This is a genomic window from Ornithinibacillus sp. 4-3 (genome assembly GCF_040958695.1).
Classification (GTDB): Bacteria; Bacillota; Bacilli; order Bacillales; family Amphibacillaceae; genus CALAMD01.
In genome coordinates this window covers 132,284-154,910 of sequence record NZ_CP162599.1, presented here as the reverse complement: position 1 = coordinate 154,910, position 22,627 = coordinate 132,284, and the positions used below count along the sequence as shown (strand labels likewise).

General features: G+C 37.9%; 37 protein-coding genes. All 37 read right to left on the bottom strand.

All coding sequences use genetic code 11. The features are described from left to right. Positions 1-326: 326 nt before the first annotated feature. A complete protein-coding gene (locus tag AB4Y30_RS00830) occupies positions 327-905 on the bottom strand; it encodes an SCO family protein (protein ID WP_368653642.1) in 579 nt (192 codons plus the stop codon). A gap of 319 nt (positions 906-1,224) precedes the next feature. Beyond that, on the bottom strand, positions 1,225-2,964 hold the full coding sequence (locus tag AB4Y30_RS00825; protein ID WP_368653641.1) for a GMC family oxidoreductase: 1,740 nt from the start codon (positions 2,962-2,964) through the stop codon (positions 1,225-1,227). 23 nt (positions 2,965-2,987) lie between these two features. Beyond that, positions 2,988-3,764 (bottom strand): gluconate 2-dehydrogenase subunit 3 family protein, encoded by a 777-nt coding sequence (locus AB4Y30_RS00820; protein WP_368653640.1) that lies wholly within the window; start codon positions 3,762-3,764, stop codon positions 2,988-2,990. Between the two features lie 215 nt (positions 3,765-3,979). Beyond that, the gene (gene rpsI, locus AB4Y30_RS00815; RefSeq protein ID WP_368653639.1) at positions 3,980-4,372 is read right to left on the bottom strand and encodes a 30S ribosomal protein S9; all 393 of its coding nucleotides are present in this window, start codon (positions 4,370-4,372) and stop codon (positions 3,980-3,982) included. Between the two features lie 19 nt (positions 4,373-4,391). Continuing rightward, the gene (rplM, locus tag AB4Y30_RS00810) at positions 4,392-4,829 is read right to left on the bottom strand and encodes a 50S ribosomal protein L13 (RefSeq protein ID WP_368653638.1); all 438 of its coding nucleotides are present in this window, start codon (positions 4,827-4,829) and stop codon (positions 4,392-4,394) included. Between the two features lie 253 nt (positions 4,830-5,082). Beyond that, positions 5,083-5,832, bottom strand: coding sequence for a tRNA pseudouridine(38-40) synthase TruA (gene truA / locus AB4Y30_RS00805; protein ID WP_368653637.1), 750 nt, complete (start codon positions 5,830-5,832; stop codon positions 5,083-5,085). A gap of 36 nt (positions 5,833-5,868) precedes the next feature. Continuing rightward, complete coding sequence (locus AB4Y30_RS00800) at positions 5,869-6,672, bottom strand: energy-coupling factor transporter transmembrane protein EcfT (protein ID WP_368653636.1); 804 nt, start codon at positions 6,670-6,672, stop codon at positions 5,869-5,871. Then, a complete protein-coding gene (locus tag AB4Y30_RS00795; RefSeq protein WP_368653635.1) occupies positions 6,669-7,538 on the bottom strand; it encodes an energy-coupling factor ABC transporter ATP-binding protein in 870 nt (289 codons plus the stop codon). The genes AB4Y30_RS00800 and AB4Y30_RS00795 overlap by 4 nt, the downstream gene beginning before the upstream one ends. Beyond that, positions 7,514-8,353, bottom strand: a complete 840-nt coding sequence (locus AB4Y30_RS00790; RefSeq protein WP_368653634.1) for an energy-coupling factor ABC transporter ATP-binding protein — start codon at positions 8,351-8,353, stop codon at positions 7,514-7,516. The genes AB4Y30_RS00795 and AB4Y30_RS00790 overlap by 25 nt, the downstream gene beginning before the upstream one ends. A 214-nt stretch (positions 8,354-8,567) precedes the next feature. Further along, the gene (gene rplQ / locus AB4Y30_RS00785; protein ID WP_368653633.1) at positions 8,568-8,921 is read right to left on the bottom strand and encodes a 50S ribosomal protein L17; all 354 of its coding nucleotides are present in this window, start codon (positions 8,919-8,921) and stop codon (positions 8,568-8,570) included. A gap of 43 nt (positions 8,922-8,964) precedes the next feature. Next, positions 8,965-9,909: a DNA-directed RNA polymerase subunit alpha gene (locus AB4Y30_RS00780; protein ID WP_368653632.1), complete on the bottom strand. Its 945-nt coding sequence runs from the start codon at positions 9,907-9,909 to the stop codon at positions 8,965-8,967. A 288-nt stretch (positions 9,910-10,197) separates the two neighbouring features. Continuing rightward, positions 10,198-10,590: a 30S ribosomal protein S11 gene (rpsK, locus tag AB4Y30_RS00775; protein ID WP_368653631.1), complete on the bottom strand. Its 393-nt coding sequence runs from the start codon at positions 10,588-10,590 to the stop codon at positions 10,198-10,200. A 24-nt stretch (positions 10,591-10,614) separates the two neighbouring features. Next, positions 10,615-10,980 (bottom strand): 30S ribosomal protein S13, encoded by a 366-nt coding sequence (rpsM, locus tag AB4Y30_RS00770; RefSeq protein WP_368653630.1) that lies wholly within the window; start codon positions 10,978-10,980, stop codon positions 10,615-10,617. A 24-nt stretch (positions 10,981-11,004) separates the two neighbouring features. Then, positions 11,005-11,118 carry a 50S ribosomal protein L36 gene (rpmJ, locus tag AB4Y30_RS00765; RefSeq protein ID WP_368653629.1) on the bottom strand — a complete coding sequence of 38 codons (114 nt, stop codon included), beginning with the start codon at positions 11,116-11,118 and terminating at the stop codon, positions 11,005-11,007. 33 nt (positions 11,119-11,151) lie between these two features. Continuing rightward, positions 11,152-11,370 carry a translation initiation factor IF-1 gene (gene infA / locus AB4Y30_RS00760; protein ID WP_368653628.1) on the bottom strand — a complete coding sequence of 73 codons (219 nt, stop codon included), beginning with the start codon at positions 11,368-11,370 and terminating at the stop codon, positions 11,152-11,154. Between the two features lie 470 nt (positions 11,371-11,840). Beyond that, entirely contained in the window at positions 11,841-12,491 is a 651-nt protein-coding gene (locus AB4Y30_RS00755) for an adenylate kinase (protein WP_368653627.1), read from the bottom strand. Positions 12,492-12,525: 34 nt separating this feature from the next. Further along, positions 12,526-13,818 carry a preprotein translocase subunit SecY gene (secY, locus tag AB4Y30_RS00750; protein ID WP_368653626.1) on the bottom strand — a complete coding sequence of 431 codons (1,293 nt, stop codon included), beginning with the start codon at positions 13,816-13,818 and terminating at the stop codon, positions 12,526-12,528. Further along, entirely contained in the window at positions 13,818-14,243 is a 426-nt protein-coding gene (gene rplO / locus AB4Y30_RS00745) for a 50S ribosomal protein L15 (RefSeq protein ID WP_368653625.1), read from the bottom strand. Before rplO ends, secY begins: the two co-directional genes overlap by 1 nt. Before the next feature lie 30 nt (positions 14,244-14,273). Continuing rightward, positions 14,274-14,456 carry a 50S ribosomal protein L30 gene (gene rpmD, locus AB4Y30_RS00740; RefSeq protein WP_368653624.1) on the bottom strand — a complete coding sequence of 61 codons (183 nt, stop codon included), beginning with the start codon at positions 14,454-14,456 and terminating at the stop codon, positions 14,274-14,276. Positions 14,457-14,469: 13 nt separating this feature from the next. Continuing rightward, positions 14,470-14,973, bottom strand: a complete 504-nt coding sequence (rpsE, locus tag AB4Y30_RS00735) for a 30S ribosomal protein S5 (protein WP_368653623.1) — start codon at positions 14,971-14,973, stop codon at positions 14,470-14,472. A 23-nt stretch (positions 14,974-14,996) separates the two neighbouring features. Continuing rightward, the gene (rplR, locus tag AB4Y30_RS00730; RefSeq protein WP_368653622.1) at positions 14,997-15,359 is read right to left on the bottom strand and encodes a 50S ribosomal protein L18; all 363 of its coding nucleotides are present in this window, start codon (positions 15,357-15,359) and stop codon (positions 14,997-14,999) included. Between the two features lie 32 nt (positions 15,360-15,391). Further along, complete coding sequence (gene rplF / locus AB4Y30_RS00725; RefSeq protein WP_368653621.1) at positions 15,392-15,931, bottom strand: 50S ribosomal protein L6; 540 nt, start codon at positions 15,929-15,931, stop codon at positions 15,392-15,394. Between the two features lie 30 nt (positions 15,932-15,961). Then, positions 15,962-16,360 carry a 30S ribosomal protein S8 gene (rpsH, locus tag AB4Y30_RS00720; protein WP_368653620.1) on the bottom strand — a complete coding sequence of 133 codons (399 nt, stop codon included), beginning with the start codon at positions 16,358-16,360 and terminating at the stop codon, positions 15,962-15,964. A gap of 29 nt (positions 16,361-16,389) precedes the next feature. Further along, on the bottom strand, positions 16,390-16,575 hold the full coding sequence (locus AB4Y30_RS00715; RefSeq protein ID WP_368653619.1) for a type Z 30S ribosomal protein S14: 186 nt from the start codon (positions 16,573-16,575) through the stop codon (positions 16,390-16,392). Positions 16,576-16,604: 29 nt separating this feature from the next. Then, positions 16,605-17,144 carry a 50S ribosomal protein L5 gene (gene rplE / locus AB4Y30_RS00710; protein WP_368653618.1) on the bottom strand — a complete coding sequence of 180 codons (540 nt, stop codon included), beginning with the start codon at positions 17,142-17,144 and terminating at the stop codon, positions 16,605-16,607. A 25-nt stretch (positions 17,145-17,169) separates the two neighbouring features. Then, positions 17,170-17,481 carry a 50S ribosomal protein L24 gene (rplX, locus tag AB4Y30_RS00705; RefSeq protein ID WP_368653617.1) on the bottom strand — a complete coding sequence of 104 codons (312 nt, stop codon included), beginning with the start codon at positions 17,479-17,481 and terminating at the stop codon, positions 17,170-17,172. Positions 17,482-17,515: 34 nt separating this feature from the next. Continuing rightward, positions 17,516-17,884: a 50S ribosomal protein L14 gene (rplN, locus tag AB4Y30_RS00700; RefSeq protein WP_368653616.1), complete on the bottom strand. Its 369-nt coding sequence runs from the start codon at positions 17,882-17,884 to the stop codon at positions 17,516-17,518. A gap of 45 nt (positions 17,885-17,929) precedes the next feature. After that, positions 17,930-18,193: a 30S ribosomal protein S17 gene (rpsQ, locus tag AB4Y30_RS00695; protein ID WP_368653615.1), complete on the bottom strand. Its 264-nt coding sequence runs from the start codon at positions 18,191-18,193 to the stop codon at positions 17,930-17,932. 25 nt (positions 18,194-18,218) lie between these two features. Beyond that, positions 18,219-18,419, bottom strand: coding sequence for a 50S ribosomal protein L29 (gene rpmC / locus AB4Y30_RS00690; protein WP_368653614.1), 201 nt, complete (start codon positions 18,417-18,419; stop codon positions 18,219-18,221). Next, positions 18,409-18,843, bottom strand: coding sequence for a 50S ribosomal protein L16 (rplP, locus tag AB4Y30_RS00685; RefSeq protein WP_368653613.1), 435 nt, complete (start codon positions 18,841-18,843; stop codon positions 18,409-18,411). The genes rpmC and rplP overlap by 11 nt, the downstream gene beginning before the upstream one ends. An 18-nt stretch (positions 18,844-18,861) precedes the next feature. Next, entirely contained in the window at positions 18,862-19,503 is a 642-nt protein-coding gene (gene rpsC / locus AB4Y30_RS00680) for a 30S ribosomal protein S3 (RefSeq protein WP_368653612.1), read from the bottom strand. A 3-nt stretch (positions 19,504-19,506) separates the two neighbouring features. Next, the gene (gene rplV / locus AB4Y30_RS00675) at positions 19,507-19,848 is read right to left on the bottom strand and encodes a 50S ribosomal protein L22 (RefSeq protein WP_368653611.1); all 342 of its coding nucleotides are present in this window, start codon (positions 19,846-19,848) and stop codon (positions 19,507-19,509) included. Positions 19,849-19,871: 23 nt separating this feature from the next. Then, on the bottom strand, positions 19,872-20,147 hold the full coding sequence (gene rpsS, locus AB4Y30_RS00670) for a 30S ribosomal protein S19 (RefSeq protein ID WP_368653610.1): 276 nt from the start codon (positions 20,145-20,147) through the stop codon (positions 19,872-19,874). A 39-nt stretch (positions 20,148-20,186) separates the two neighbouring features. Next, complete coding sequence (gene rplB, locus AB4Y30_RS00665) at positions 20,187-21,029, bottom strand: 50S ribosomal protein L2 (protein WP_368653609.1); 843 nt, start codon at positions 21,027-21,029, stop codon at positions 20,187-20,189. Between the two features lie 27 nt (positions 21,030-21,056). Continuing rightward, a complete protein-coding gene (gene rplW, locus AB4Y30_RS00660; RefSeq protein ID WP_368653608.1) occupies positions 21,057-21,344 on the bottom strand; it encodes a 50S ribosomal protein L23 in 288 nt (95 codons plus the stop codon). After that, on the bottom strand, positions 21,344-21,967 hold the full coding sequence (gene rplD, locus AB4Y30_RS00655) for a 50S ribosomal protein L4 (RefSeq protein WP_368653607.1): 624 nt from the start codon (positions 21,965-21,967) through the stop codon (positions 21,344-21,346). Before rplD ends, rplW begins: the two co-directional genes overlap by 1 nt. A 21-nt stretch (positions 21,968-21,988) precedes the next feature. Next, entirely contained in the window at positions 21,989-22,621 is a 633-nt protein-coding gene (gene rplC, locus AB4Y30_RS00650) for a 50S ribosomal protein L3 (RefSeq protein ID WP_368653606.1), read from the bottom strand. Positions 22,622-22,627: the final 6 nt, after the last annotated feature.

The following is a 22,627-nucleotide window of genomic DNA, read 5'->3' as shown; positions in this document are numbered from 1 at the left end:
AGAGAGGGTTGTAAAAGCATTGTACTTTGGATGTTAATACATTCGATCAACACACCTAAAAGGTTTCCCTTATTATTAATGCTCGTTCCTAGCGTCTGGGGATGGTATGTACGTTGTTGTCAATCAAAATACTGGTAACTTGTCAGTCCACCAGTAGATTCTATATATAGATAGATTATCTAATTGCTTTTACGGCATCAGTCATCATCGATATCATGAACAGAAAGAGCAATGCTGTTGTTATCTAAATTATGATGCAAGAAATAATGTTTTTTTACTCTATCAAAAAATGAAATTCTAAAATAAAATTTATAAGATTTTCATTTTCACATTATGTTTTTCACATCTGCAATAAGTTTCTCAAGATCTGACTGTGATAGGCCATCATATCGTTTAATGACTTCGCCTTTCGGATTGATAAGGAAGAAAGACGTGCTATGTGCATATGCATGGCCTTCTGGTCCTCCTCCGTCTAGTACGGTTTTAAATGATTTGTTGGATAGTTCTTTTATTGTGTCAAATTCATATCCAGTTAAAAAAGTCATGGTTTCAAGATTTGCACCATATATTGCTGCGTAATCTTGGAGTACTGTTGGTGTATCAGTATCGGGGTCTACACTGAAGCCGATAATTGACGGTGTTATGCCTTCATCACTTAGTGTTGTTTGTACGTTTACGATATTGGCGGTTGTTTGTGGGCAAACCATTGTACAGTTTGTATAGAAAAAATAAGCAATCCACCAGTCATCTTTTAATTGTTCTGATGCAAAGGCTTCATTATGCTGGTCTGTAAATTCAAAATCTGCGACAGTCGAAGACATGTTAGTTTCAATTTTTTCGTTACTACAAGCAGCAATTGTAAGTGTAAAGATGAGTAGCATAATGTTAAACAATGTTTTTTTCACTCTGATAACACCCTTTCTACTAAAACACCCAGAGTTTATTATTTTAAAAGAAATAAGGGGATGGGCAAAAAGATTTGGGCTAGCATTACCAAACAAAACTAGAGGTAATCCTCCGCTTCGGAAATACACTTCGCTTTCACCATGAGCACAAGTGTGACATCTATTCAAGCTCCCTCTGGTTGTTTTTACGTGACGTGACCGACTTTAGTCGAATAGGAGTCTATGTACATTTCCTACGCTTTGATGAAACTTTGTTGGATTATTTGCGCTAGCAAATTTTTTTCCCCACCCTCCTTTGCATGTATTATAAATTAGCTATTTATACTTTCTCTTTCGTTTCAGCTTCAACTAACAATCCACTACCGTCTGATAAGTACTTGTCAATTCCTTCTGCAGCACGGTATGCTAATGCACCGATTGTACATGTTTGTTGAGGAATTTTATGTGGTAAAGCAGATGCTCCGATTACAAATAGATTTTCCATATCCCATACTTGAGAGTAGTTGTTTATTGCAGAAGTCTCTGGGGCATCTCCCATAATTACTCCACCAGTTGTTTCACCATAGCCTTGTGTATGGCCCCATCCTTGTGGTGGATTACTTTTTTCAACAATGTCTGCTCCCATTTCTTTCATGAGTTCTTCTGCACGATCAGCAAAGTACTCTGAGTATTTTTGATCGTGTTCTGTAACCGAGTGTGTAATTCTTAATAATGGATCATTGAACATGTCTGTATAGTTTGGATCTAAGTCCATATAGTTAAATTTCCAACCAAATGATGGTGACATAAATCCAATACTTAACATACGGTTTGCATAGTGGAGTGATTTCTCTTTATACTCTTTCCCCCATTGTGGTGTGCCTCGCGGTACCGGATTAAAACCGATTGGTCCTGAGCCACGTTGACGAATTTCGCAAATACCTCCACCGATAAAGTCTAAATCAGTATGATCGAGGTTGTCACTATCAAGGTCACTAAATGTACCCCCTAAGGCGCCTGCTCCCATAAATAAGTTGAATTTTATATTTTCGAAGAAACCAGTCGCACTTCCACCTGGAGACTGTAATCCAGCAGAGTTTTTACCAATAACTCCTTCACCAGTTTCCGGATTATATGGTTTACCAATTTCAGAAAGTAACATTAAGTGTGTGTTGGAAATCGTGTAACCGCCTAAAATAACCACATCAGCAGGTTGCTCATATTCAATTCCCGAACGCATGTCTACATATAAAATACCGGTAGCTTTTCCATCTTCATGTAATACGCGACGCGCATAGGATTCTGTACGTAATTCAAAATTACCTGTTTTCATAGCTGTAGGGATAACTGTTCCAATTGGGTCTGATTTTGCACCAAAGTCACAACCATACATCATACAGAATGAACAATATTGACAAGCATTAATGGTTTCTCCATCTGGATTCTCATATTGTTCAGAAAGGTTAGCAGACGGTACCATAACTGGATGGTATCCTAAATTAGTTGCTGCTTCTTTAAATAACTTTACTGGGTAGGAAGCACGCATTGGCCCTGTAGGATAACTATCGCTACGTGGTGGTCCCATTGGATCATCTTCACCGGATGTCCCAGCTGTTTTTTCGAATCTGTCAAAATAAGGTTCTAATTCATCATATGTTATCCCCATATCCTGTAAATTCATATCTGCTGGGATTTTATCTTCTCCATATTTCTCAATCGTAATCGAGCGTGCTTGAAAATCAAATTTGCGTCCACGCTGTGTAACTCCTGACCAGTGAGCACTACTTCCCCCAACGTTGTTTCCTTCAAAGTTCTCTCTTTGTGTTCGAAGCGGAAATGCCTCATCATCTAAACTATCACGTGCTGTAACAGTTGAAACAGAGTTATCTGTCATAATTTCATAACGGGATGCGTAACGTAACTCATCTTTAGAGCCAATGAAATCACTATGGTCATGATCCTTTCCGCGCTCTAAAGCCACTACCTTGTATCCCTTTTTTGCTAGTTCTGCTGAAGGAATTCCACCAGCCCAACCAGTTCCAACTACGACAACATCTACTTTATCTAATTTTACAGCCATAACAATCCTCCTCTTTTATTACGTTATCTTTGATAGTCTTTTAAACTCATTTGCTCAATGACTTGGAACTCCTCCTCCTCGATTAAGTCACTATAACCTGCACGAATTCCTGGATGTTCTTTCATTTTCCATCCCATCATGTCCTTGTTTCCACCATATAGTGGATCAGCATATACACCTTCAATGGTCATTTGACGTAATAAGCTAAAGAATGTAGAACTTTTAACACCACGTAATTCAATTTCTCCAGCTTCCATTGCTGTTAATAGCTCATCTTGCTGTTCTTCTTCTAAATCATAAAACCTTTCATCATAAGTGTTTAAACTTTCGGCATTTAGTTTTCGAATCCCTTCAATAAATACTTCACCACGTGTCATTAGTGTTTGATAAGATGAAGCAACATCTACTTCTTGAATAGGACCTTTCATATAGTCAAATTTATTCGAGCCATATGGACCTGCTAATTGTTTGTCAATAAAATATGGAACACCTAAACCAATTGCACCAGGACCATTATCATCTTCCGGATAAATCCTTTCTACTGCTGCTCCTAATACAGAAAAATCTTCAAATCGAGTAAAGAACATTCTTGTTTCTGTAAACTCTCTTTCTAACGTTTCTCCTTGATTAGGTTGAGTCGATGTTGGTTGATCTGATACAAATAGATTGTCAGCAAATGTACCTAATAAACCTCCACCAACAATACCACCGACAACTAATCCAGAATTTTTCAAAAATTGACGTCTCGACTTTTGTTTCGGTTGACCATTCCCATTGCTCTTACCTTTTTTGTCAGACATATGCACCCCTCCTAGTAAAATGTAATATTGCAAATTATGGAAATTATATCATAATACAGATAAATTATGGAAATTAAATGTTTTGAGTCGGATCTAAATAATACTATTTCTGCATAAGAGCACATTTGCACAAAATTTTATACTTTCTTTTTATCCACACAAAAAAACCCTCTCCCACCAAAGTGAGAAAGGGTTTGATATACAATAATATAAGGTTAACGCTTCGAGAACTGAGGAGCTCTACGCGCGCCTTTAAGACCGTATTTCTTACGCTCAACCATTCTAGCATCTCTTGTTAAGAAGCCTTCACGCTTAAGCGGAGTACGGTATTCTGGATCTACTTTTAGTAAAGCTCTAGCGATTCCGTGACGGATAGCTCCAGCTTGACCTGTATATCCTCCACCATCAACATTAACTAAAACATCATATGTTCCTTGAGTTTCAGTTGTTGCAAGTGGTTGGTTAATAATAATAAGTTGAGTTTCATATGGGAAGTAATCTTCTGCATTACGTTTGTTAATAATAATTTGACCTGTTCCTGGAACAAGGCGTACACGTGCAGTCGATGTCTTACGACGGCCAGTTCCGTAATATTGTACTTGTGCCAATGTTTTGCCTCCTCTTTAATTATCCACGAAGTTCGTAAACTTCTGGCTTTTGTGCTTGATTGTTATGTTCTGATCCACTATATACGTGTAATTTTTTAATCATTTTGCGTCCAAGAGAACCTTTTGGTAACATTCCTTTAATTGCAAGTTCTGTTACACGCTCTGGGAACTTCGCTAACATTTCTTCTGCATTACGTCCTTTTAATCCACCAGGAAATCCTGAGTGACGGTAATACATTTTGTCAGAAAGTTTGTTTCCAGTTAGTTCAATTTTCTCTGCATTTACAATAATTACATGATCTCCAGTATCAACATGTGGTGTGTATGTTGGCTTATGCTTTCCACGTAAAATCGCTGCAACTTCACTTGCTAAACGACCTAAACGCTTGCCTTCTGCATCAACAACAAACCATTTGCGTTCAATATTATTTTCATTCGCCATGAAAGTCGTGCGCATAATCGGTTTCCCTCCATCGATTCATTTAAATCTTATTCCTATATTTTAAACACTAGTTAGTTCCGGGGCTAACTGTGGTCTTAGAAATAAATTACCATACTCAATAGTATCTAAATTGCCTATCAAAGTCAAGTTTAAAAGCAAATTTATTATATAATTTTTTCGCATGAGATAAAGGCTCATGCCAACTTCACAGTTAAACTTTTAACCAAAAAAATGCCCTCTTATATTTATACAACTATATTTCCATTACTCACTCTGATGGATATTCAACTTCTAAAAGATATAATCCCTGAGCAGGAACGGTTTTCCCGAGTAAGCGACGGTCCTTTTTCTCGAGTAGCACTGGAATCTCTTCTGGGTTACGTAGTCCCTGTCCGACCTCCATTAGTGTACCAACAATAATCCGAACCATATGCTGCAGAAATCCATTACCTCGCACAACAAATTTTATTTCATCGCCTTGCTTCTCACAGCTTAATTTCGTAAGTGTTCGTACTTTGCTTCCTTTAATCGTCGATCTTGTTGAACAGCATGCAGTAAAATCATGCTCTCCAATAAAGTATTGGCAAGCCGCTTGCATTGCCTCTATGTCTAAGGCATGTGGAAAGTGGTAAAAATAATTTTTACGGAAAACATCTCTTTCCTTACGATTAAATACGAAATAATGGTATTCCTTCGCAATAGCATCAAAACGTGCATGGAAGAATTCTGGTACTTCTACTACTTGATGAATATATATATCTGCTGGTAATAATGTATTTAAAGCTCTTTGCCAGCTTTCCTCAGAAAGATATAGATCTGTTTCGAAATGAATCACCTGTGCTCTTGCATGCACTCCTGCATCTGTTCTTCCTGAAGCTTGGATACGAATGGATTTTCCCTTATGTATCTTTTTTAGGGCCTTTTCAATCTCCCCTTGAATGGTGCGACCATTTTCTTGAATTTGAAACCCAGAATAATTCGTCCCATCATAGCTGAGGGTACATTTCATCTTTTCCATTGCTGCATTTCTCCAATTTTCTATAGTAAGCTACGTCTATGCTGTATAATTTCTTGTAAAAAATAATCCTGCAATAACTACAATAAACACGAAATAAACAATGATATCTAACTTTGTAATTTTTAATTCTCGTAATTTCGTTCGTCCTTCTCCTCCATTATACCCTCGTGCTTCCATTGCCATTGCAAGTTCTTCTGCTCTCTTAAAAGCACTTACGAATAAAGGAATGAGTAAAGGAACTATAGCTTTCGCTCTTTCCTTGATGGAACCAGTACGAAAATCAACACCTCGTGAAGCTTGTGCTTTTGATATTTTATCTGTTTCCTGTAATAACGTTGGGATAAAGCGCAAAGAGATAGACATCATTAAAGCTAATTCATGAATCGGAAATTTAAGCTTCTTTAACGGATGTAGCATATCTTCTATAGCATCTGTAATTTCAATTGGTGTTGTTGTCAAAGTAAGCAAGGATGTAATTAAAATAAGTAAGAAAAACCTTAATGAAATTGCGAAACCTTGTATAACACCACCAGTATATATTTTAAATCTCCATATTTCTAAAAGGACAGAACCATCCTTTGTTACAATGATATGCAATATAAAGGTGAAAACTAGTAAAAACCATACAGGTGTCAGACCCTTTAATATAAAACGATATGGAATTCTAGTTAATACTACCGTGAGCAATGCAAAGGTTACTAATATTCCATAACTTGGTACATTATTCGCAAAAAATACGAAAACAACAAAGAAGAAAATAATGGTTATTTTCGTGCGAGGGTCTAAGCGATGAACAAGTGAATTTCCTGGTACGTACTGTCCAATGATAATCGAATTCATATGCTATCAGCTTCTTTCAATGCCTTTTGTATGGCTAATGCTAGCTCATGTAAGGACTGATGTTTATATGGAATAGAATAACCGAATTTCTCCTCAAAGGACTGCAAGAAATGAATAATTTCTGGAACATCTAAGTTTACTTTCTGGAGTGCTTCTTTCATTTGGAATACCTCGAGTGGTTTTCCTTCCATATACTTCGATCCTTTATTCATGATAATAACATGATCAGCATACTTTAAAGCATCTTCCATACTATGTGTAACGAGCACTGTTGTTAACTCTCTTTCTTGATGTAAACGATAGAACATATCCATCATTTCTTTTTGCCCTCTTGGATCTAATCCAGCTGTTGGTTCATCTAATACAAGCACCTTAGGCTCCACAGCTAATACACCTGCAATGGCAACTCTTCTCATTTGCCCTCCACTTAGATCAAAGGGAGAACGGGGGAGTAATTCTGCAGAAATTCCGACTTGAGGCAATATATTTTCAATGCGTTTCTTAATTTCTCCTTCATCTACACCAAAATTTTGAGGTCCAAATGCAATATCCTTCTCAACGGTTTCCTCAAACAATTGATGCTCTGGATACTGAAAAACAACACCAACCTGACTTCGCAGATTTTTCATTTCTTTTAATTTCTGTTCCTTAGATAATGTATATGGTCCGATCTGTACTTTTCCTTGTGTTGGGATAGTTAAGCCATTTAAATGCTGAATCAACGTCGATTTCCCTGAGCCAGTATGTCCAATAATTGCTACAAATGTGCCAGATGGAATTTGGAAAGAGACATCTTTTAATGCTTGATGAGCAAAGGGTGTATTCGGTTGATATGTATAATTTACCTGCTCGAATTTAATTTCCATAAGTCCTCCAGCAATTCTTCATGATTTAATGGCTCATTCGTGATAGATACACCGACCTTTTTTAACTCTTCCGCCAAACTAGCAATCAAAGGAACATCTAGGCCGATTTCTCTTAAAGTATCTTTCTTTGCAAAAACTTCGCGAGGCATGCCTTCATAAAGCATTTCCCCTCTATTCATCACAATAACTCTTTCAGCCTGTACTACTTCTGTTAAATCATGTGTAATCGTAATAAGCGATAGTTCTCTTTCTGATCGTACATGAGATATCGTATTTAATATTTCTTTTCTACCTTTTGGATCAAGCATCGCTGTTGCTTCATCTAGAATAAGTACTTTTGGTGAGATTGCTAATACACTTGCAATGGCAACTCGTTGTTTTTGACCACCAGAGAGTCGATGAGGTTCTGTAGTTTGGTAATCCATCATACCAACAGCCTTTAAGGAAGATTCTATACGCTCTAGCATGACAGAACGAGGTATTCCACGGTTCTCCATACCAAAAGCAACATCATCACGTACCGTTGTCCCTACAAATTGGTTATCGGGATTTTGAAATACCATCCCTACATCCTTTCGAACATCCCATACTGTATCCTTATTTATCTCTATACCATCGATAATAATTTGTCCTTCTTGAGGGAATAATAAACCATTCATCAGTTTAGCTATTGTTGACTTCCCTGATCCATTATGACCAATAATAGCGATCCATTCATTTTCATAAATCTGAAAGGACACATCCTTTAAAACCCAAGGATACTCATCTCCATAACGAAAGGATACATTTTTAAACTCTATTAATTTATTTCTCATCTTTAATTAAGCCTCCTCTAGCTCTTCTAGCTTTGGGCTGACTCTATTTTATTTAGAAAGACTATCTCTTCTAAATTCTATCCTCTCTAGTCATCTAAAACAAGCAAATTTCTATAAGACTGCAAACAGTGCAAAAAAGGGCTTGGATTCACCTCACAGAAGAGATTCAGTCCCGCCCTTGCCCACACTATGCTTTATTTCACTTGTTTAAAAATTATACTAGCTCGATAATTGCCATTGGAGCTCCATCACCACGACGAGGTCCTAATTTAAGAACACGTGTATATCCGCCTTGACGGTCATCATAACGCTTAGCAACATCATCAAAAAGTTTTTGAAGAACGCTTTCGTTTTCATTTGCTTCTTGGTGATATAAGAATGCTGCAGCTTGGCGACGAGCATTAAGGTCTCCACGCTTACCAAGTGTGATCATTTTATCCACTACTGATCTTAGATCTTTCGCTTTTGCTTCTGTTGTTTCAATACGTTCATGAATGATTAAATCAGACGCTAAGTTGCGAAGTAATGCCATACGGGCATCTGTTGTACGACCTAATTTTCTAGCCATTGCCAATCCCTCCCTTACAATAAATCTAAAGATGTCTATTTGATTAGTCGTCGTTGCGTAATCCTAAGCCTAAGTCTATTAGTTTTAATTTAATTTCATCTAATGATTTACGACCCAAGTTACGAACCTTCATCATATCTTCTTCTGATTTCGTAGCAAGTTCCTGTACGGTATTGATGCCAGCACGCTTCAAGCAGTTATAAGAGCGAACGGATAGATCAAGTTCTTCAATTGTCTTCTCCATTACTTTCTCTTTCTGGTCTTCTTCTTTCTCAACCATAATCTCGATGTTCTGTGCTTCATCCGTAAGGCCTACGAAAATATTTAAGTGTTCGGTAAATACTTTAGCACCCAAGGAAACAGCTTCTTCAGGGCGAATACTACCGTTTGTTAATACATCAAGTGTTAATTTATCATAGTTAGCTACTTGACCTACACGAGTATTTTCAACTTGATAGCTCACTCTGGATACTGGTGTGAAAATCGAATCTACAGGAATAACGCCAATTGGCTGTGAGTCGTGTTGGTTTTCCTTCGCTGGACGGTAACCACGACCACGTTCTGCAGTGATTTTCATATAAAGCTTCCCTGTATCTGTTAATGTAGCAATCTCTAATTCTGGATTAAGAACTTCTACATCACTGTCATATGTTAAATCTGCAGCCGTAACTACCCCTTCTCCCTGGGCATTCAGTTCTAATGTCTTTACTTCATCAGAGTAGATTTTTAGGGCTAACTTTTTTAAGTTCAGGATGATAGTTGTTACATCTTCAACTACGCCATCAATGGTCGAAAATTCATGTAGAACTCCATCAATTTGTACTGTTGTTATAGCAGCACCTGGTAATGAAGATAATAGGATACGACGTAGGGAATTCCCTATTGTGGTTCCATATCCACGTTCAAGTGGCTCAATAACAAACTTTCCAGATGTGACATCATCACTGATCTCTACTGTTTCAATAGTTGGTTTTTCAATTTCGATCATTCTATAAAGCCCTCCTTTAAAACGTCGAAACAACGGTTAGACACATTGCGCCCAACCGATTTTTCAAAATAGGCATATAAGCTTTGCGCTATTTTTCCGTTTCGTACTTTTTTGTCTCTACGATGCTTTAAGGTTTGTTTCTTTGAATAAAAATGATTAACTGAGTAGTTAAATGGTATGCAAAAGCTCAGTCCTACACTTCCATCGTGATATAAACCTTCTATGCCTTATTATTCAGCTATCATATCCCATTATAGACAGGGTGACAAATTCTATACGTACGGTTTATTATACACGACGACGTTTTGGTGGGCGACAACCATTGTGTGGAACAGGTGTTACATCACGAATAGCTGTAACTTCAAGTCCTGCTGCTTGTAATGAACGAATAGCCGCTTCACGACCAGCGCCAGGTCCTTTAACCGTAACTTCAAGAGTTTTCATTCCATGTTCAACCGCACCTTTAGCTGCTGTTTCAGAAGCCATTTGTGCAGCAAATGGTGTTGATTTACGAGAACCTTTGAAACCAAGTGCACCAGCACTACTCCAAGAAAGTGCATTACCTTGTGTATCAGTAATCGTTACAATAGTATTGTTGAACGTAGAATGAATATGTGCTATTCCTGAGCTAATATTCTTTTTCACACGACGTTTACGTGTATTATTTGATTTACGAGCCATTGGTTAGTTACCTCCTTTACCCAATTATTTCTTCTTGTTAGCGATTGTACGACGTGGACCTTTACGAGTACGTGAGTTGTTCTTAGTGTTCTGCCCACGAACTGGTAATCCGCGACGATGGCGAATACCTCTGTATGCTCCAATCTCTACTAAACGCTTAATGTTAAGAGACACTTCACGACGTAGGTCACCTTCAATAGTGTATTGCTCAACTGCAGAACGTAGTTTACCTAGTTCTTCTTCAGTTAAGTCGCGTACACGAGTATCTTCAGAAACACCTGCTTCTGCAAGGATCTTTTCCGCTGAAGTTCTTCCGATTCCATAAATAGATGTTAAAGAAATAACTACGCGTTTGTTACGTGGAATATCTATACCTGCAATACGTGCCATGCGTGCCATGCACCTCCTTCGTTATTATCCTTGTTTTTGCTTATGTTTTGGATTCTCACAAATCACCATAATTTTACCTTTACGCTTAATGACTTTGCATTTTTCGCAAATAGGTTTAACTGATGCTCTTACCTTCATCATCCATACCTCCTCTTATATCGGAGCTCATGCCTACTTATAACGGTACGTAATTCGTCCTCTTGTTAAATCATATGGGGAAAGTTCAACTGTTACTTTATCGCCTGGTAGAATACGAATAAAATGCATACGAATTTTACCAGAAACATGCGCTAATACAGTATGGCCATTTTCAAGTTCTACATTAAACATAGCGTTAGGCAATGTTTCAATTACAGTACCTTCAATTTCAATTACATCTTCTTTCGCCATGAACATCATTCTCCCTTCTTCAAATCAGTCACATTCTTTATAACCTTATATAGTAAACCATAAAACTTACTATTTGTGACACGACCAGTTTCTAGAAGGCTATTTTGGATTTCTGGAGAGATATCTCATCTCCATAAGTAACGCACTGAAATTCATTCTTTGATCAGTCATATATACGTTTCCCCGTCCGCTTGTATAATAAGCATTTTATTATACGAACAATATGATCTGTTCGCGGAATTCATCCAGCTTCGATCAAACAATGACCACATCACTCAGGTTATAATCATCCTAATTCTATAATAGTTACCTGATCTAGCATCAAATAAACGTGAAAGTTTTTACGCTATACGTTTTTTCGTTCTATCTTTTAAACTAAATATCACTTAGTTGATTACTGATCTCTCAAGTTGCAAAATTACGTTCTATATTTCAACAAATAAAATAGCTTTATTCACTATCTTATTTTGTTAGCATATCTCTTCTAATTTACTTTCAATGTCCTTAAAGACTTGATTAATATCCTGATCCCCATTAAGTGTAACAAGATATCCTTTGTTTGCATAGAAATCAAGTAAAGGCTGTGATTGCTTTATATTAACTTCTAAGCGATTTTGAACTGTTTCAGCAGTATCATCTTCGCGTTGAATTAATTTAGCTCCATCCTTATCACATATACCCTCTTTTTTAGGAGGATTATATATCACATGATATGAAGTCCCACAAACTGGACAAATTCTACGCCCTGTAAGACGCTCCATTAGTTTCTCTACAGGCACATCAACATGTAATGTGTAATCGATAGAAGTGTTCATGTCCATTAACAATTTTTCTAATGCTTCTGCTTGAGCAACTGTTCTTGGAAATCCATCCAATAAAAAACCGTTTTGACAATCAGCTTTACTTAGTCGCTCTTGAACAATCCCAATGGTTACTTCATCCGGGACAAGATTACCTTGATCCATGAACTCTTTCGCCTGTTTACCTAGGTCTGTTCCTTCTTTTATTGCTAATCTGAACATATCGCCTGTTGAAATATGAGGGATATTATATTTTTCTTTTATCTTTTCTGCCTGAGTCCCTTTACCAGCTCCAGGCAGCCCCATCAATATCAGATTCAATCTTATTCCCCTCGCTCTCATTGGTAGCAAATTATTACTTAATAAAACCTCTGTAATGTCTTTGTACAAGTTGACTTTCCAGCTGTTTCATCGTTTGTAGCGCAACACCAACTACGATAAGTAAGCCAGTTCCACCAATTTGAATGGTTTGTGGAAGATCTGCTAAGGTTCCTAAAACCATTGGCATTACAGCAACTACTGCTAAGAAAATTGCTCCAACAAATGTTAATCGGTACATAATACGAGTTAAGTAAGTCTCTGTATTTTTACCAGGACGAATGCCAGGAATGTATCCACCTTGCTTCTGCAAGTTTTCTGCCATTTGCTCAGGGTTAACTTGAACAAAAGTATAGAAATATGTGAAGGCAATAATTAAGACTACATAAAGTGCCATTCCGATTGGTTGTGTCGAATCGAATATTGTTTCGATGACATTTGCAACCTTACTATCTGTAAAAAAGCTCGCAATCGTTCTTGGCGCCATAATAAATGCAATTGCAAAGATTACTGGAATAACACCTGCTGCATTTAACTTAAGTGGTAAATGAGTAGAATGTCCTCCAACTGGCGAACGGTTTACTAGTCTTTTTGCATATTGAATCGGAATTTTACGTAATGCTTGTTGAATGAAGATTACTCCAACAGTTACAGCAATGATAACTAAAACAATTAAAGCTACGATAACGATGTTGATGAATAACTCATCACCAGGGTTTGTAAAATACTGTGCATATAATTGTCTTACACCATTTGGTACAGCTGCTACGATACCACCAAAGATAATAATCGAAATACCATTACCTACACCTTTAGCTGTAATCTCTTCACCTAGCCACATTAAGAAAGCTGTTCCAGCAGTCAATACAATCGCAATAACCATGAATTTGCTGAAGCTTGGGTTCTGAATTAATGCACCACCAGCCATTGCGTTAAATCCAATTGACATTACGATTGCCTGAATGAAAGCAAGAACAATTGTACCATATCTGGTAACTTGAGCTAATTTCTTACGGCCCATTTCTCCCTGTTTCTTCCACTCTGAAAACTTAGCTACAACGTCCATTTGCAATAACTGCATAATGATTGACGCTGTAATGTAAGGCATAATTCCCATTGCAAAAATGGAGAAGTTTTCTAATGCTCCACCACCAAATGTATTTAAAAAACCAAAAACATTTTGTTGGTTCATAAAATCAATAGCTGTTCTATCCGTGAATGGCACAGGAATGAATGTGCCAAGACGGAATATAACTAGTATTAATAATGTAAATAAAATTTTTCTACGAATATCAGCTACTCGCATAAAATTGGAGATTGTGTTAAACATTATAACACCTCCGCTTTACCGCCCGCTGCCTCGATTGCTTCTTTTGCTGCAGCAGAGAATTTATGAGCTTTTACAGTAAGTTTTTTGTCAAGTGAACCTCGACTTAATACTTTAAGGCCTGCTTTTAAATTACTCACAACCCCTTGTTCAAGTAATAGCTCAGGTGTAACTTCTGTGCCTTCATCAAATCTGCCAAGAGCATCTAAGTTGATAATTGCGTATTCTTTACGATGAATATTTGTAAAACCACGCTTAGGTAAACGTTGGAATAAAGGAGTTTGACCACCTTCAAAACCTACTCTTACTTTAGAACGTGCTTTTTGTCCTTTTTGCCCACGTCCAGATGTTTTTCCGCTACCAGAAGACATTCCACGACCTACACGCTTACGCTTTTCACGATTAGTTTCTAATTCATGAAGTTTCATTGGAGCACCTCCTTTTTCGTTTATTAATGATTATATTTCTTTTACCGAAACGATGTGGGATACTTTATTAATCATACCACGAACGGCAGGATTATCTTCACGAACTACCGAACCGTTAATTTTCTTAAGTCCAAGTGCTTGAACTGTTTTACGTTGGTTATCACTTTTACCAATAACACTGCGTGTGAGGGTAATTTCTAGTTTTTTAGACATATTGTTTCCCTCCTTATCCTAATAACTCTTCTACAGACTTACCACGTAATTTAGCAACGTCTTCTGCGCGCTTTAAGTTAGTTAGTCCATTTAAAGTTGCACGAATCATATTGATTGGTGTACTTGAACCTAAAGATTTAGTTAGAATATCACCAACACCTGCAAGTTCAAGTACCGCACGAACTGGTCCACCAGAAATAACTCCTGTACCTTCAGTAGCTGGCTTTAAAAGTACATGACCTGATCCGAAACGGCCATTAATATCATGTGGAATTGTAGTTCCAACTAATGGTACTTTAATTAAGTTCTTCTTCGCATCATCTACAGCTTTTTTAATAGCTTCAGGTACTTCTTGTGCTTTACCTGTACCGAAACCTACATGTCCGTTATGATCTCCAACCACAACTAAAGCAGCAAAACGAAAACGACGTCCACCTTTAACAACTTTAGCAACACGGTTGATTGTAACTACACGTTCTTCAAGCTCTAATTTATTTGGATCAATGTTGTTAGCCATCGATATCCCTCCTTCTTCGACTATTAAAATTCTAGCCCTGCCTCACGAGCAGAATCAGCTAATGCCTTTATACGTCCATGAAACAGATAACCACTTCGGTCGAAAACAACAGATTTAATACCTTTCTCTTGCCCACGCTTAGCGATTAGCTCACCAACTTGTTGAGCTGCTTCAATATTACCAGATGATTCTAATTTTAAATCTTTATCCAGTGAGGAAGCACTTGCTAATGTAGTGCCACTTACATCATCAATTAATTGAGCATAAATGTATTTGTTAGAACGATACACATTTAAACGTGGACGTTCCTGAGTTCCAGTAATATGGTTACGAATACGTTTATGTCTTTTCTTACGCCCAGAGTTTCTTGTAGGCTTTGTAATCATTAAAAGTCCTCCTTTCAGTGCTTAGCTACGCTTTACTTAGCAGTTTTACCTTCTTTACGACGAACGTGTTCGCCTTTGTAACGAATTCCTTTACCTTTGTAAGGCTCAGGTGGTCTAACCGCACGGATGTTTGCTGCAACAGCACCTACGCGCTCTTTATCGATACCTTTAACAATAATTTCAGTGTTCTTAGGTACTTCGATTGTAATTCCTTCTTCTTGTTCGAACTCCACAGGATGTGAATATCCTGCACCAACTACTAGCTTAGTACCTTGCATTTGTGCACGGTATCCAACCCCAATAATTTCTAAGTGTTTCTCATAACCAGCATGAACACCTTCGATCATATTGGATAGTAAGCTACGAGTTGTTCCATGTAATGAACGTTGTTGTTTTTGGTCATTTTTCCGTTCAACCAATACTTGATTTTCTTCTACTTTAATGTTGATATCCGTATGTAGATTTCTAGTTAATTCACCTTTTGGTCCTTTAACTTCTACATGGTTGTTATCACCAATTTTAACTTCTACACCTTGTGGAATTTCAATTGGTTTAAGTCCAATACGAGACATTTATTGCACCTCCTGTCTTAAAAATACGAATTACCAAATGTAAGCGATAATTTCTCCGCCCATAGCTTGAGAACGCGCTTCTTTATCAGTTAATAAACCTTTTGATGTTGAAATAATTGCTGTTCCAAGACCGTTAAGTACACGAGGTACCTCATCAGCTTTTGCGTAAACTCGTAAACCTGGTTTACTAATACGCTTAAGTCCAGTAATTACTCTTTCCTCGTTAGCACCGTATTTAAGGAAAATACGTAGAACACCTTGCTTACTATCTTCTACAACCTCATAATCACGTACATAACCTTCACGCTTCAAGATTTCAGCGATGGCTTGTTTCATTTTAGATGAAGGTAGCTCTAACTTTTCATGGCGTACCATGTTAGCATTTCGAATACGAGTTAACATATCTGCAATAGGATCTGTCATAACCATTACTTATTACCTCCTTCCCTAATCGGGGTTTACCAGCTTGCTTTTTTGACACCAGGAATTTGACCTTTATGGGCAAGTTCACGGAAACAAATACGGCATAATTTGAATTTACGAATTACGGAATGTGGACGTCCACAACGCTCACAACGTGTATATTCACGTACTTTAAATTTTTGTGTACGCTTTTGTTTTGCAATCATCGATTTTTTAGCCACAAATTAACCTCCTAACATTAGCCCTCAGCTTATTTTTGGAAAGGCATGCCTAGCTGTGCTAAAAGTTCATGCGCTTCTTCATCTGTTTTAGATGTAGTTACAATTGAAATATCTAGACCACGAACTTTACTTACTTTGTCATAGTTAATTTCTGGGAAAATCAATTGCTCTTTAACACCTAAAGTATAGTTCCCACGTCCATCAAATGATTTGTTAGACACACCACGGAAGTCACGTACACGTGGAAGTGTAACAGAGATAAATTTTTGTAGGAATTCGTACATACGCTCACCGCGTAATGTTACTTTAACACCGATTGGCATTCCTTCACGTAAACGGAAACCAGCGATTGATTTCTTCGCACGTGTAACAATTGGTTTTTGACCAGAAATTAATGTGAGCTCTTCTACTGCACTATCTAATGCTTTAGAATTTTGAACAGCGTCACCAACACCCATGTTTAGAACTACTTTCTCAACACGAGGTACTTCCATTACTGATTTATAATTAAATTTACTCATCATAGACGGTAAAATTTCACCTTGATACTTACTCTTTAATTCGTTCATCTATGTTAACCTCCTTTCGAAGAACCTATTTATCTAATGCTTCTCCGGACTTTTTAGCTACGCGTACTTTTTTCCCGTCGCGTACTTCATAACCAACACGAGTTGGCTCTCCAGATTTAGGATCAATTGGCAGTACATTAGAAGCGTGAATCGCTGCTTCCACGTTCAAGATTCCACCTTGTGGATTCTCTTGAGAAGGTTTTGCGTGCTTTTTCACCATGTTAATCCCTTCAACTAAAACGCGGTCTTTTTTCGGATAAACTTCTAAAATCGTTCCTTGTTTGCCCTTATCCTTACCTGATAAAACTTTTACCTTATCGCCTTTTTTAACATGCATTCGTTGCGCACCTCCCTATATAGTGCATATCTTCTTATAATACTTCTGGTGCTAGAGATACGATTCTCATAAAGCTACCGTCACGTAATTCACGTGCAACCGGTCCAAAGATACGAGTACCTCTCGGACTTTTATCATCACGAATGATTACAGCAGCATTTTCATCAAAACGAATATACGATCCGTCACTACGGCGAGCACCTGTTTTAGTACGTACAATAACAGCTTTTACTACTTCACCTTTTTTGACAACGCCCCCTGGTGTTGCTTGTTGTACTGAACAAACAATTATATCACCAATGTTAGCGATTTTACGACCAGATCCACCTAGTACTTTAATTGTTTTTACAATACGAGCACCAGAGTTATCTGCAACTTTTAAATGAGTCTCTTGTTGAATCATACAAATGTGACCTCCCTTCGGATAATCCGTACGAATTAAACTTACTTAAATAATAATTGCTTCTTCTACCACTTCAACCAAACGATAACGTTTTGTTGCTGACAATGGGCGGGTCTCCATAATACGAACGATATCCCCAATTTTTGCTACGTTATTTTCATCATGTGTTTTAAATTTCTTAGAATATTTAACACGCTTACCGTATAAACGGTGAACTTTATATGATTCAACTAGCACTGTAATTGTTTTATCCATTTTGTCAGATACAACACGTCCTGTGTATACTTTACGATTATTACGCTCACTCATCTTGAGGCTAGCCTCCTCTCTTGTATCAGTTATTTACGCTTAATTCACGTTGATGCGCAACTGTTTTCATACGAGCAATGGACTTCTTAACTTCACGAATACGTGCCGTGTTTTCTAATTGACCTGTTGCAAGTTGGAAACGTAAATTGAATAGCTCTTCTTTTAAAGATTTCACATTTTGTTCAATTTCGGCAGTGGTTAGTTCTCTTATTTCTTTAGCCTTCATTGCTATCACCACCAATTTCTTCGCGTTTTACAAATTTAGTCTTAATCGGAAGCTTATGAGACGCTAAACGTAAAGCCTCTCTTGCTACCTCTTCAGATACTCCTGCTACTTCGAAAAGTATTCTTCCAGGTTTTACTACTGCAACCCATCCATCTACTGCACCTTTACCTGATCCCATTCGAACTTCTAGGGGTTTTGCAGTATAAGGTTTATCTGGGAAAATTTTAATCCATACTTTCCCGCCACGCTTCATGTAACGAGTCATCGCGATACGCGCTGCTTCGATTTGTCTTGATGTAATCCAAGCTGATTCTTGTGCTTGTAAACCAAATTCACCGAATGCAACTGAAGTTCCGCCTTTTGCTTGACCTCTCATACGTCCACGTTGTTGTTTACGATATTTAACACGTTTAGGCATTAACATAATGCATTGCCCCCTTCCTTATTTTGTAGTTTTAGTTGGAAGGACTTCTCCACGATAGATCCACACTTTAACACCTAACTTACCGAAAGTTGTGTCTGCTTCTGCTGTTGCATAATCAATGTCAGCACGTAATGTGTGAAGTGGTACTGTTCCTTCGCTATATCCTTCTGCTCTCGCAATATCTGCTCCGCCAAGACGACCAGATACTTGAGTTTTAATTCCTTTAGCACCTGCACGAATTGCTCTTTGAATCGCTTGTTTCTGTACACGACGGAAAGAAACACGGTTTTCTAATTGACGAGCAATGTTTTCAGCTACTAATTTAGCATTAACATCAATTCTTTTAACTTCTACGATGTTAATATGAACTTTTTTACCTGTTAAGCTGCTTAGTGATTTACGTAGAGCTTCTACTTCTGAACCGCCTTTACCAATTACCATTCCTGGCTTACCAGTATGAATAGTGATATTCACTCTGTTTGCTGCACGCTCAATTTCAATAGAAGAAACGGATGCAGTAATTAGGCGCTTTTCAAGGTATTCTCTAATTTTAATATCTTCATGTAATAAATCCGCATAGTCTTTGTCAGCGTACCATTTTGATTCCCAGTCACGGATGACGCCTACGCGAAGACCAGTCGGGTTAATTTTTTGACCCACAGATTACCCCTCCTTCTTTTCTGTCACTACTACAGTAATGTGACTTGTGCGTTTGTTAATTCTGCTTGCACGTCCTTGTGCACGTGGTCTAAAGCGTTTTAGAGTTGCTCCCTCATTTACAAATGCTTCAGAAACAATTAGGTTCTCAACATCCATTTCGTAGTTGTGTTCCGCGTTTGCTACTGCAGACTTTAGAACTTTCTCTACAACTGGAGAAGCACCACGTTGTGTTAAACGTAAAATTGCCATTGCTTCAGCAACATGTTTACCTCGAATTAAATCAACAACTAATCTCGCTTTACGAGGAGCAATACGAACTGATTTTGCAACAGATTTAGCTTGCATATAGAGTGCCTCCTCTCATTCCATTATCTTGTTTTTTTATCATCTGCACCATGACCTCTATACGTACGAGTCGGCGCGAATTCACCTAATTTATGTCCTACCATATCTTCTGTTATATAAACTGGTACATGCTTTCTTCCATCGTAAACAGCAATTGTATGGCCAACAAACGAAGGGAAAATTGTAGAACGGCGTGACCAAGTTTTAACTACTTTTTTATCGTTAGACTCATTTAACGCGTCAACCTTCTTTAATAGATGATCATCAGCGAATGGGCCTTTCTTTAAGCTGCGTCCCATCGATAGACCTCCTTTCGTGTAAGAAATAAAGTTGTTTTTTTATCTTTTGTTCTTACGTTTACGTCCACGAACAATATATTTGCTAGACTGCTTTTTCTTCTTACGTGTTTTGTATCCAAGAGTTGGTTGACCCCATGGAGATACAGGAGATGGTAAACCAATTGATGTACGTCCTTCTCCCCCACCGTGTGGGTGATCTACTGGGTTCATTACCGAACCACGAACAGTTGGGCGCTTACCTAACCAACGAGAACGACCAGCTTTACCAATTTCAACAAGCTCATGCTCAATATTTCCTACTTGACCAATTGTTGCACGGCAAGTTCCTAAAATTAAACGAACTTCTCCAGAAACTAAACGTACTAATACGTATTTTCCTTCACGTCCAAGAATTTGTGCTTCAGCACCTGCTGATCTAGCGATTTGTCCACCGCGACCTGGCTTTAATTCAACATTATGAATTACTGTACCAACTGGAATATTTTGTAGTGGTAATGCATTACCTGTCTTGATATCAGCTTCTGTTCCTGATTCAATCATATTACCTACTTTGATTCCTTTTGGTGCAAGGATGTAACGCTTTTCACCATCAACATAGTGAATTAACGCAATATTAGCTGTACGGTTTGGATCGTATTCGATTGTAGCAACGCGTCCTGGAATTCCATCTTTATCACGTTTGAAATCGATAATACGGTATTGACGCTTATGCCCACCACCTTGGTGACGTACAGTTAATCTTCCTTGGTTGTTTCTTCCTCCACGTTTATGTAAAGGAGCTAATAAAGATTTCTCTGGCTTATCTGTAGTGATTTCAGCGAAATCTAAAACCGACATATTACGAGTTGCATTTGTGGTTGGTTTATACTTTTTAATTCCCATTTACGTGTCCCTCCTTTTCTTCCTTAATTATACTTCGAAGAAATCAAGTTCTTTGCTATCTGCTGTAAGTTGAATGATAGCTTTTTTACGATCAGAACGGTAACCACCGTAACGACCCATGCGCTTGAACTTTCCTTTTACATTAATTGTGTTTACTTTTTCTACTTTTACACCGAAAACAAGTTCAACAGCTTGTTTAATCTGTGTTTTGTTTGCTTTTTTATCTACTTCAAAAGTGTATTTCTTATCTACCATTAAATCTGCACTTTGCTCAGTAATAACAGGGCGCTTAATGATATCTCTTAAATCTGCCATTATGCAAGCACCTCCCCTGCAATCTCTGCTGCATCCTTAGTTAGGATCAGCTTGTCATGCATTAGCAAGTCAAGAACACTTACTTCATTTACAGTTAAAACTTTTACTGATTGTAAATTGCTAGCAGAACGAGCTACATTCTCGTCTTTCTCAGCAGTTACAATTAAAGCCTTCTTGTCTACATTTAATGCACCTAGCATTTTAACGAAATCTTTTGTTTTAGGAGCTTCGAATGAAAGACTATCTAAAACTAAAACTTCTTCATTTTGTACCTTAGTTGAGTAAGCAGACTTTAATGCTAAACGTCTTACTTTCTTAGGCATCTTATAGCTGTAGCTACGTGGAGTTGGTCCGAAAACCACGCCACCGCCAACCCATTGCGGAGAACGGATTGAGCCTTGACGAGCTCTACCAGTACCTTTTTGTTTCCAAGGTTTTCTCCCACCGCCTCTTACCGCCGAACGGTTTTTAACAGCGTGTGTACCTTGACGTAAAGAAGCACGTTGCATAATTACTGCTTCACTTAATACTGTTTTGTTTGGTTCAATACCGAAAACAGCTTCATTTAATTCAATATCGCCAACTTGCGATCCGTCTTGTTTGTATAATGCTACTTTAAGCATGACATATCCTCCCTTCGTCTATTAATTTCCTTTAATTGCACTTGTAATTTTAACTACAGATTTTTTCGCACCTGGAACATTCCCTTTAACAAGAATTAAGTTGCGCTCTGTGTCTACTTTAACAATTTCTAGGTTTTGGATTGTTACTTGTACCGCACCCATTTGACCAGGTAATTTTTTACCTTTGAACACACGTGCTGGATCTGCTGATGCACCCATAGATCCTGCTCCTCTGTGGTAGCGAGAACCATGAGACATTGGTCCACGTTGTTGGTTATGGCGTTTGATAGCACCTTGGAATCCTTTACCTTTTGATGTACCCGTAACATCAACTTTTTCACCGATCTGAAAAATATCTACGCCAATTTCTTGCCCTACTTCGTAGTCGTCAAGATTAGCGTTACGGATTTCACGAACGTAGCGCTTAGGGGCTGTATCTGCTTTTTCAGCATGACCTTTCATCGCTTTGTTAATACGTGATTCTCTTTCATTAAAGAAACCAATTTGAATTGCTTCATAGCCGTTGTTTTCTGCTGTTAACTTTTGTAATACTACGTTAGGCTCAGCTTGAAGTACTGTTACTGGAACTACTTCACCATTTTCTGCGAAAAGCTGAGTCATGCCGATTTTACGACCTAAGATTCCTTTCGTCATCCGTCT

What these genes read in the sequence shown, in the direction of transcription:
- AB4Y30_RS00780 (WP_368653632.1), bottom strand. Translation starts at nt 9,909, where the DNA reads ATGATCGAAATTGAAAAACCAACTATTGAAACAGTAGAGATCAGTGAT.
- rpmD (WP_368653624.1), bottom strand. Translation starts at nt 14,456, where the DNA reads ATGTCTAAAAAACTAGAAATTACCCTCACACGCAGTGTTATTGGTAAA.
- rplQ (WP_368653633.1), bottom strand. Translation starts at nt 8,921, where the DNA reads ATGGCTAGAAAATTAGGTCGTACAACAGATGCCCGTATGGCATTACTT.
- infA (WP_368653628.1), bottom strand. Translation starts at nt 11,370, where the DNA reads ATGGCGAAAGAAGATGTAATTGAAATTGAAGGTACTGTAATTGAAACA.
- AB4Y30_RS00820 (WP_368653640.1), bottom strand. Translation starts at nt 3,764, where the DNA reads ATGTCTGACAAAAAAGGTAAGAGCAATGGGAATGGTCAACCGAAACAA.
- rpsH (WP_368653620.1), bottom strand. Translation starts at nt 16,360, where the DNA reads ATGGTTATGACAGATCCTATTGCAGATATGTTAACTCGTATTCGAAAT.
- secY (WP_368653626.1), bottom strand. Translation starts at nt 13,818, where the DNA reads ATGTTTAACACAATCTCCAATTTTATGCGAGTAGCTGATATTCGTAGA.
- rpmC (WP_368653614.1), bottom strand. Translation starts at nt 18,419, where the DNA reads ATGAAGGCTAAAGAAATAAGAGAACTAACCACTGCCGAAATTGAACAA.
- rpsS (WP_368653610.1), bottom strand. Translation starts at nt 20,147, where the DNA reads ATGGGACGCAGCTTAAAGAAAGGCCCATTCGCTGATGATCATCTATTA.
- rplD (WP_368653607.1), bottom strand. Translation starts at nt 21,967, where the DNA reads ATGCTTAAAGTAGCATTATACAAACAAGACGGATCGCAAGTTGGCGAT.
- rplR (WP_368653622.1), bottom strand. Translation starts at nt 15,359, where the DNA reads ATGATTACAAAGCCTACAAGAAACTCTGGGCGTAAGAAAAGACATAAA.
- AB4Y30_RS00825 (WP_368653641.1), bottom strand. Translation starts at nt 2,964, where the DNA reads ATGGCTGTAAAATTAGATAAAGTAGATGTTGTCGTAGTTGGAACTGGT.
- rplP (WP_368653613.1), bottom strand. Translation starts at nt 18,843, where the DNA reads ATGTTAATGCCTAAACGTGTTAAATATCGTAAACAACAACGTGGACGT.
- rplC (WP_368653606.1), bottom strand. Translation starts at nt 22,621, where the DNA reads ATGACGAAAGGAATCTTAGGTCGTAAAATCGGCATGACTCAGCTTTTC.
- rplB (WP_368653609.1), bottom strand. Translation starts at nt 21,029, where the DNA reads ATGGGAATTAAAAAGTATAAACCAACCACAAATGCAACTCGTAATATG.
- rpsQ (WP_368653615.1), bottom strand. Translation starts at nt 18,193, where the DNA reads ATGAGTGAGCGTAATAATCGTAAAGTATACACAGGACGTGTTGTATCT.
- rplF (WP_368653621.1), bottom strand. Translation starts at nt 15,931, where the DNA reads ATGTCTCGTATTGGACTTAAACCAATTGAAATTCCACAAGGTGTAGAA.
- rplW (WP_368653608.1), bottom strand. Translation starts at nt 21,344, where the DNA reads ATGGCAGATTTAAGAGATATCATTAAGCGCCCTGTTATTACTGAGCAA.
- rpsK (WP_368653631.1), bottom strand. Translation starts at nt 10,590, where the DNA reads ATGGCTCGTAAATCAAATAATACACGTAAACGTCGTGTGAAAAAGAAT.
- rplM (WP_368653638.1), bottom strand. Translation starts at nt 4,829, where the DNA reads ATGCGCACGACTTTCATGGCGAATGAAAATAATATTGAACGCAAATGG.
- AB4Y30_RS00795 (WP_368653635.1), bottom strand. Translation starts at nt 7,538, where the DNA reads ATGGAAATTAAATTCGAGCAGGTAAATTATACATATCAACCGAATACA.
- rplO (WP_368653625.1), bottom strand. Translation starts at nt 14,243, where the DNA reads ATGAAACTTCATGAATTAGAAACTAATCGTGAAAAGCGTAAGCGTGTA.
- rplV (WP_368653611.1), bottom strand. Translation starts at nt 19,848, where the DNA reads ATGCAAGCTAAATCTGTTGCAAAATCAGTTCGTATTGCTCCTCGTAAA.
- AB4Y30_RS00800 (WP_368653636.1), bottom strand. Translation starts at nt 6,672, where the DNA reads ATGAATTCGATTATCATTGGACAGTACGTACCAGGAAATTCACTTGTT.
- rpsM (WP_368653630.1), bottom strand. Translation starts at nt 10,980, where the DNA reads ATGGCACGTATTGCAGGTATAGATATTCCACGTAACAAACGCGTAGTT.
- rplX (WP_368653617.1), bottom strand. Translation starts at nt 17,481, where the DNA reads ATGCATGTTAAAAAAGGCGATAAGGTAAAAGTTTTATCAGGTAAGGAT.
- rpsE (WP_368653623.1), bottom strand. Translation starts at nt 14,973, where the DNA reads ATGGCTAACAACATTGATCCAAATAAATTAGAGCTTGAAGAACGTGTA.
- truA (WP_368653637.1), bottom strand. Translation starts at nt 5,832, where the DNA reads ATGGAAAAGATGAAATGTACCCTCAGCTATGATGGGACGAATTATTCT.
- rplN (WP_368653616.1), bottom strand. Translation starts at nt 17,884, where the DNA reads ATGATTCAACAAGAGACTCATTTAAAAGTTGCAGATAACTCTGGTGCT.
- rplE (WP_368653618.1), bottom strand. Translation starts at nt 17,144, where the DNA reads ATGAACGAATTAAAGAGTAAGTATCAAGGTGAAATTTTACCGTCTATG.
- rpmJ (WP_368653629.1), bottom strand. Translation starts at nt 11,118, where the DNA reads ATGAAGGTAAGAGCATCAGTTAAACCTATTTGCGAAAAATGCAAAGTC.
- AB4Y30_RS00790 (WP_368653634.1), bottom strand. Translation starts at nt 8,353, where the DNA reads ATGAGAAATAAATTAATAGAGTTTAAAAATGTATCCTTTCGTTATGGA.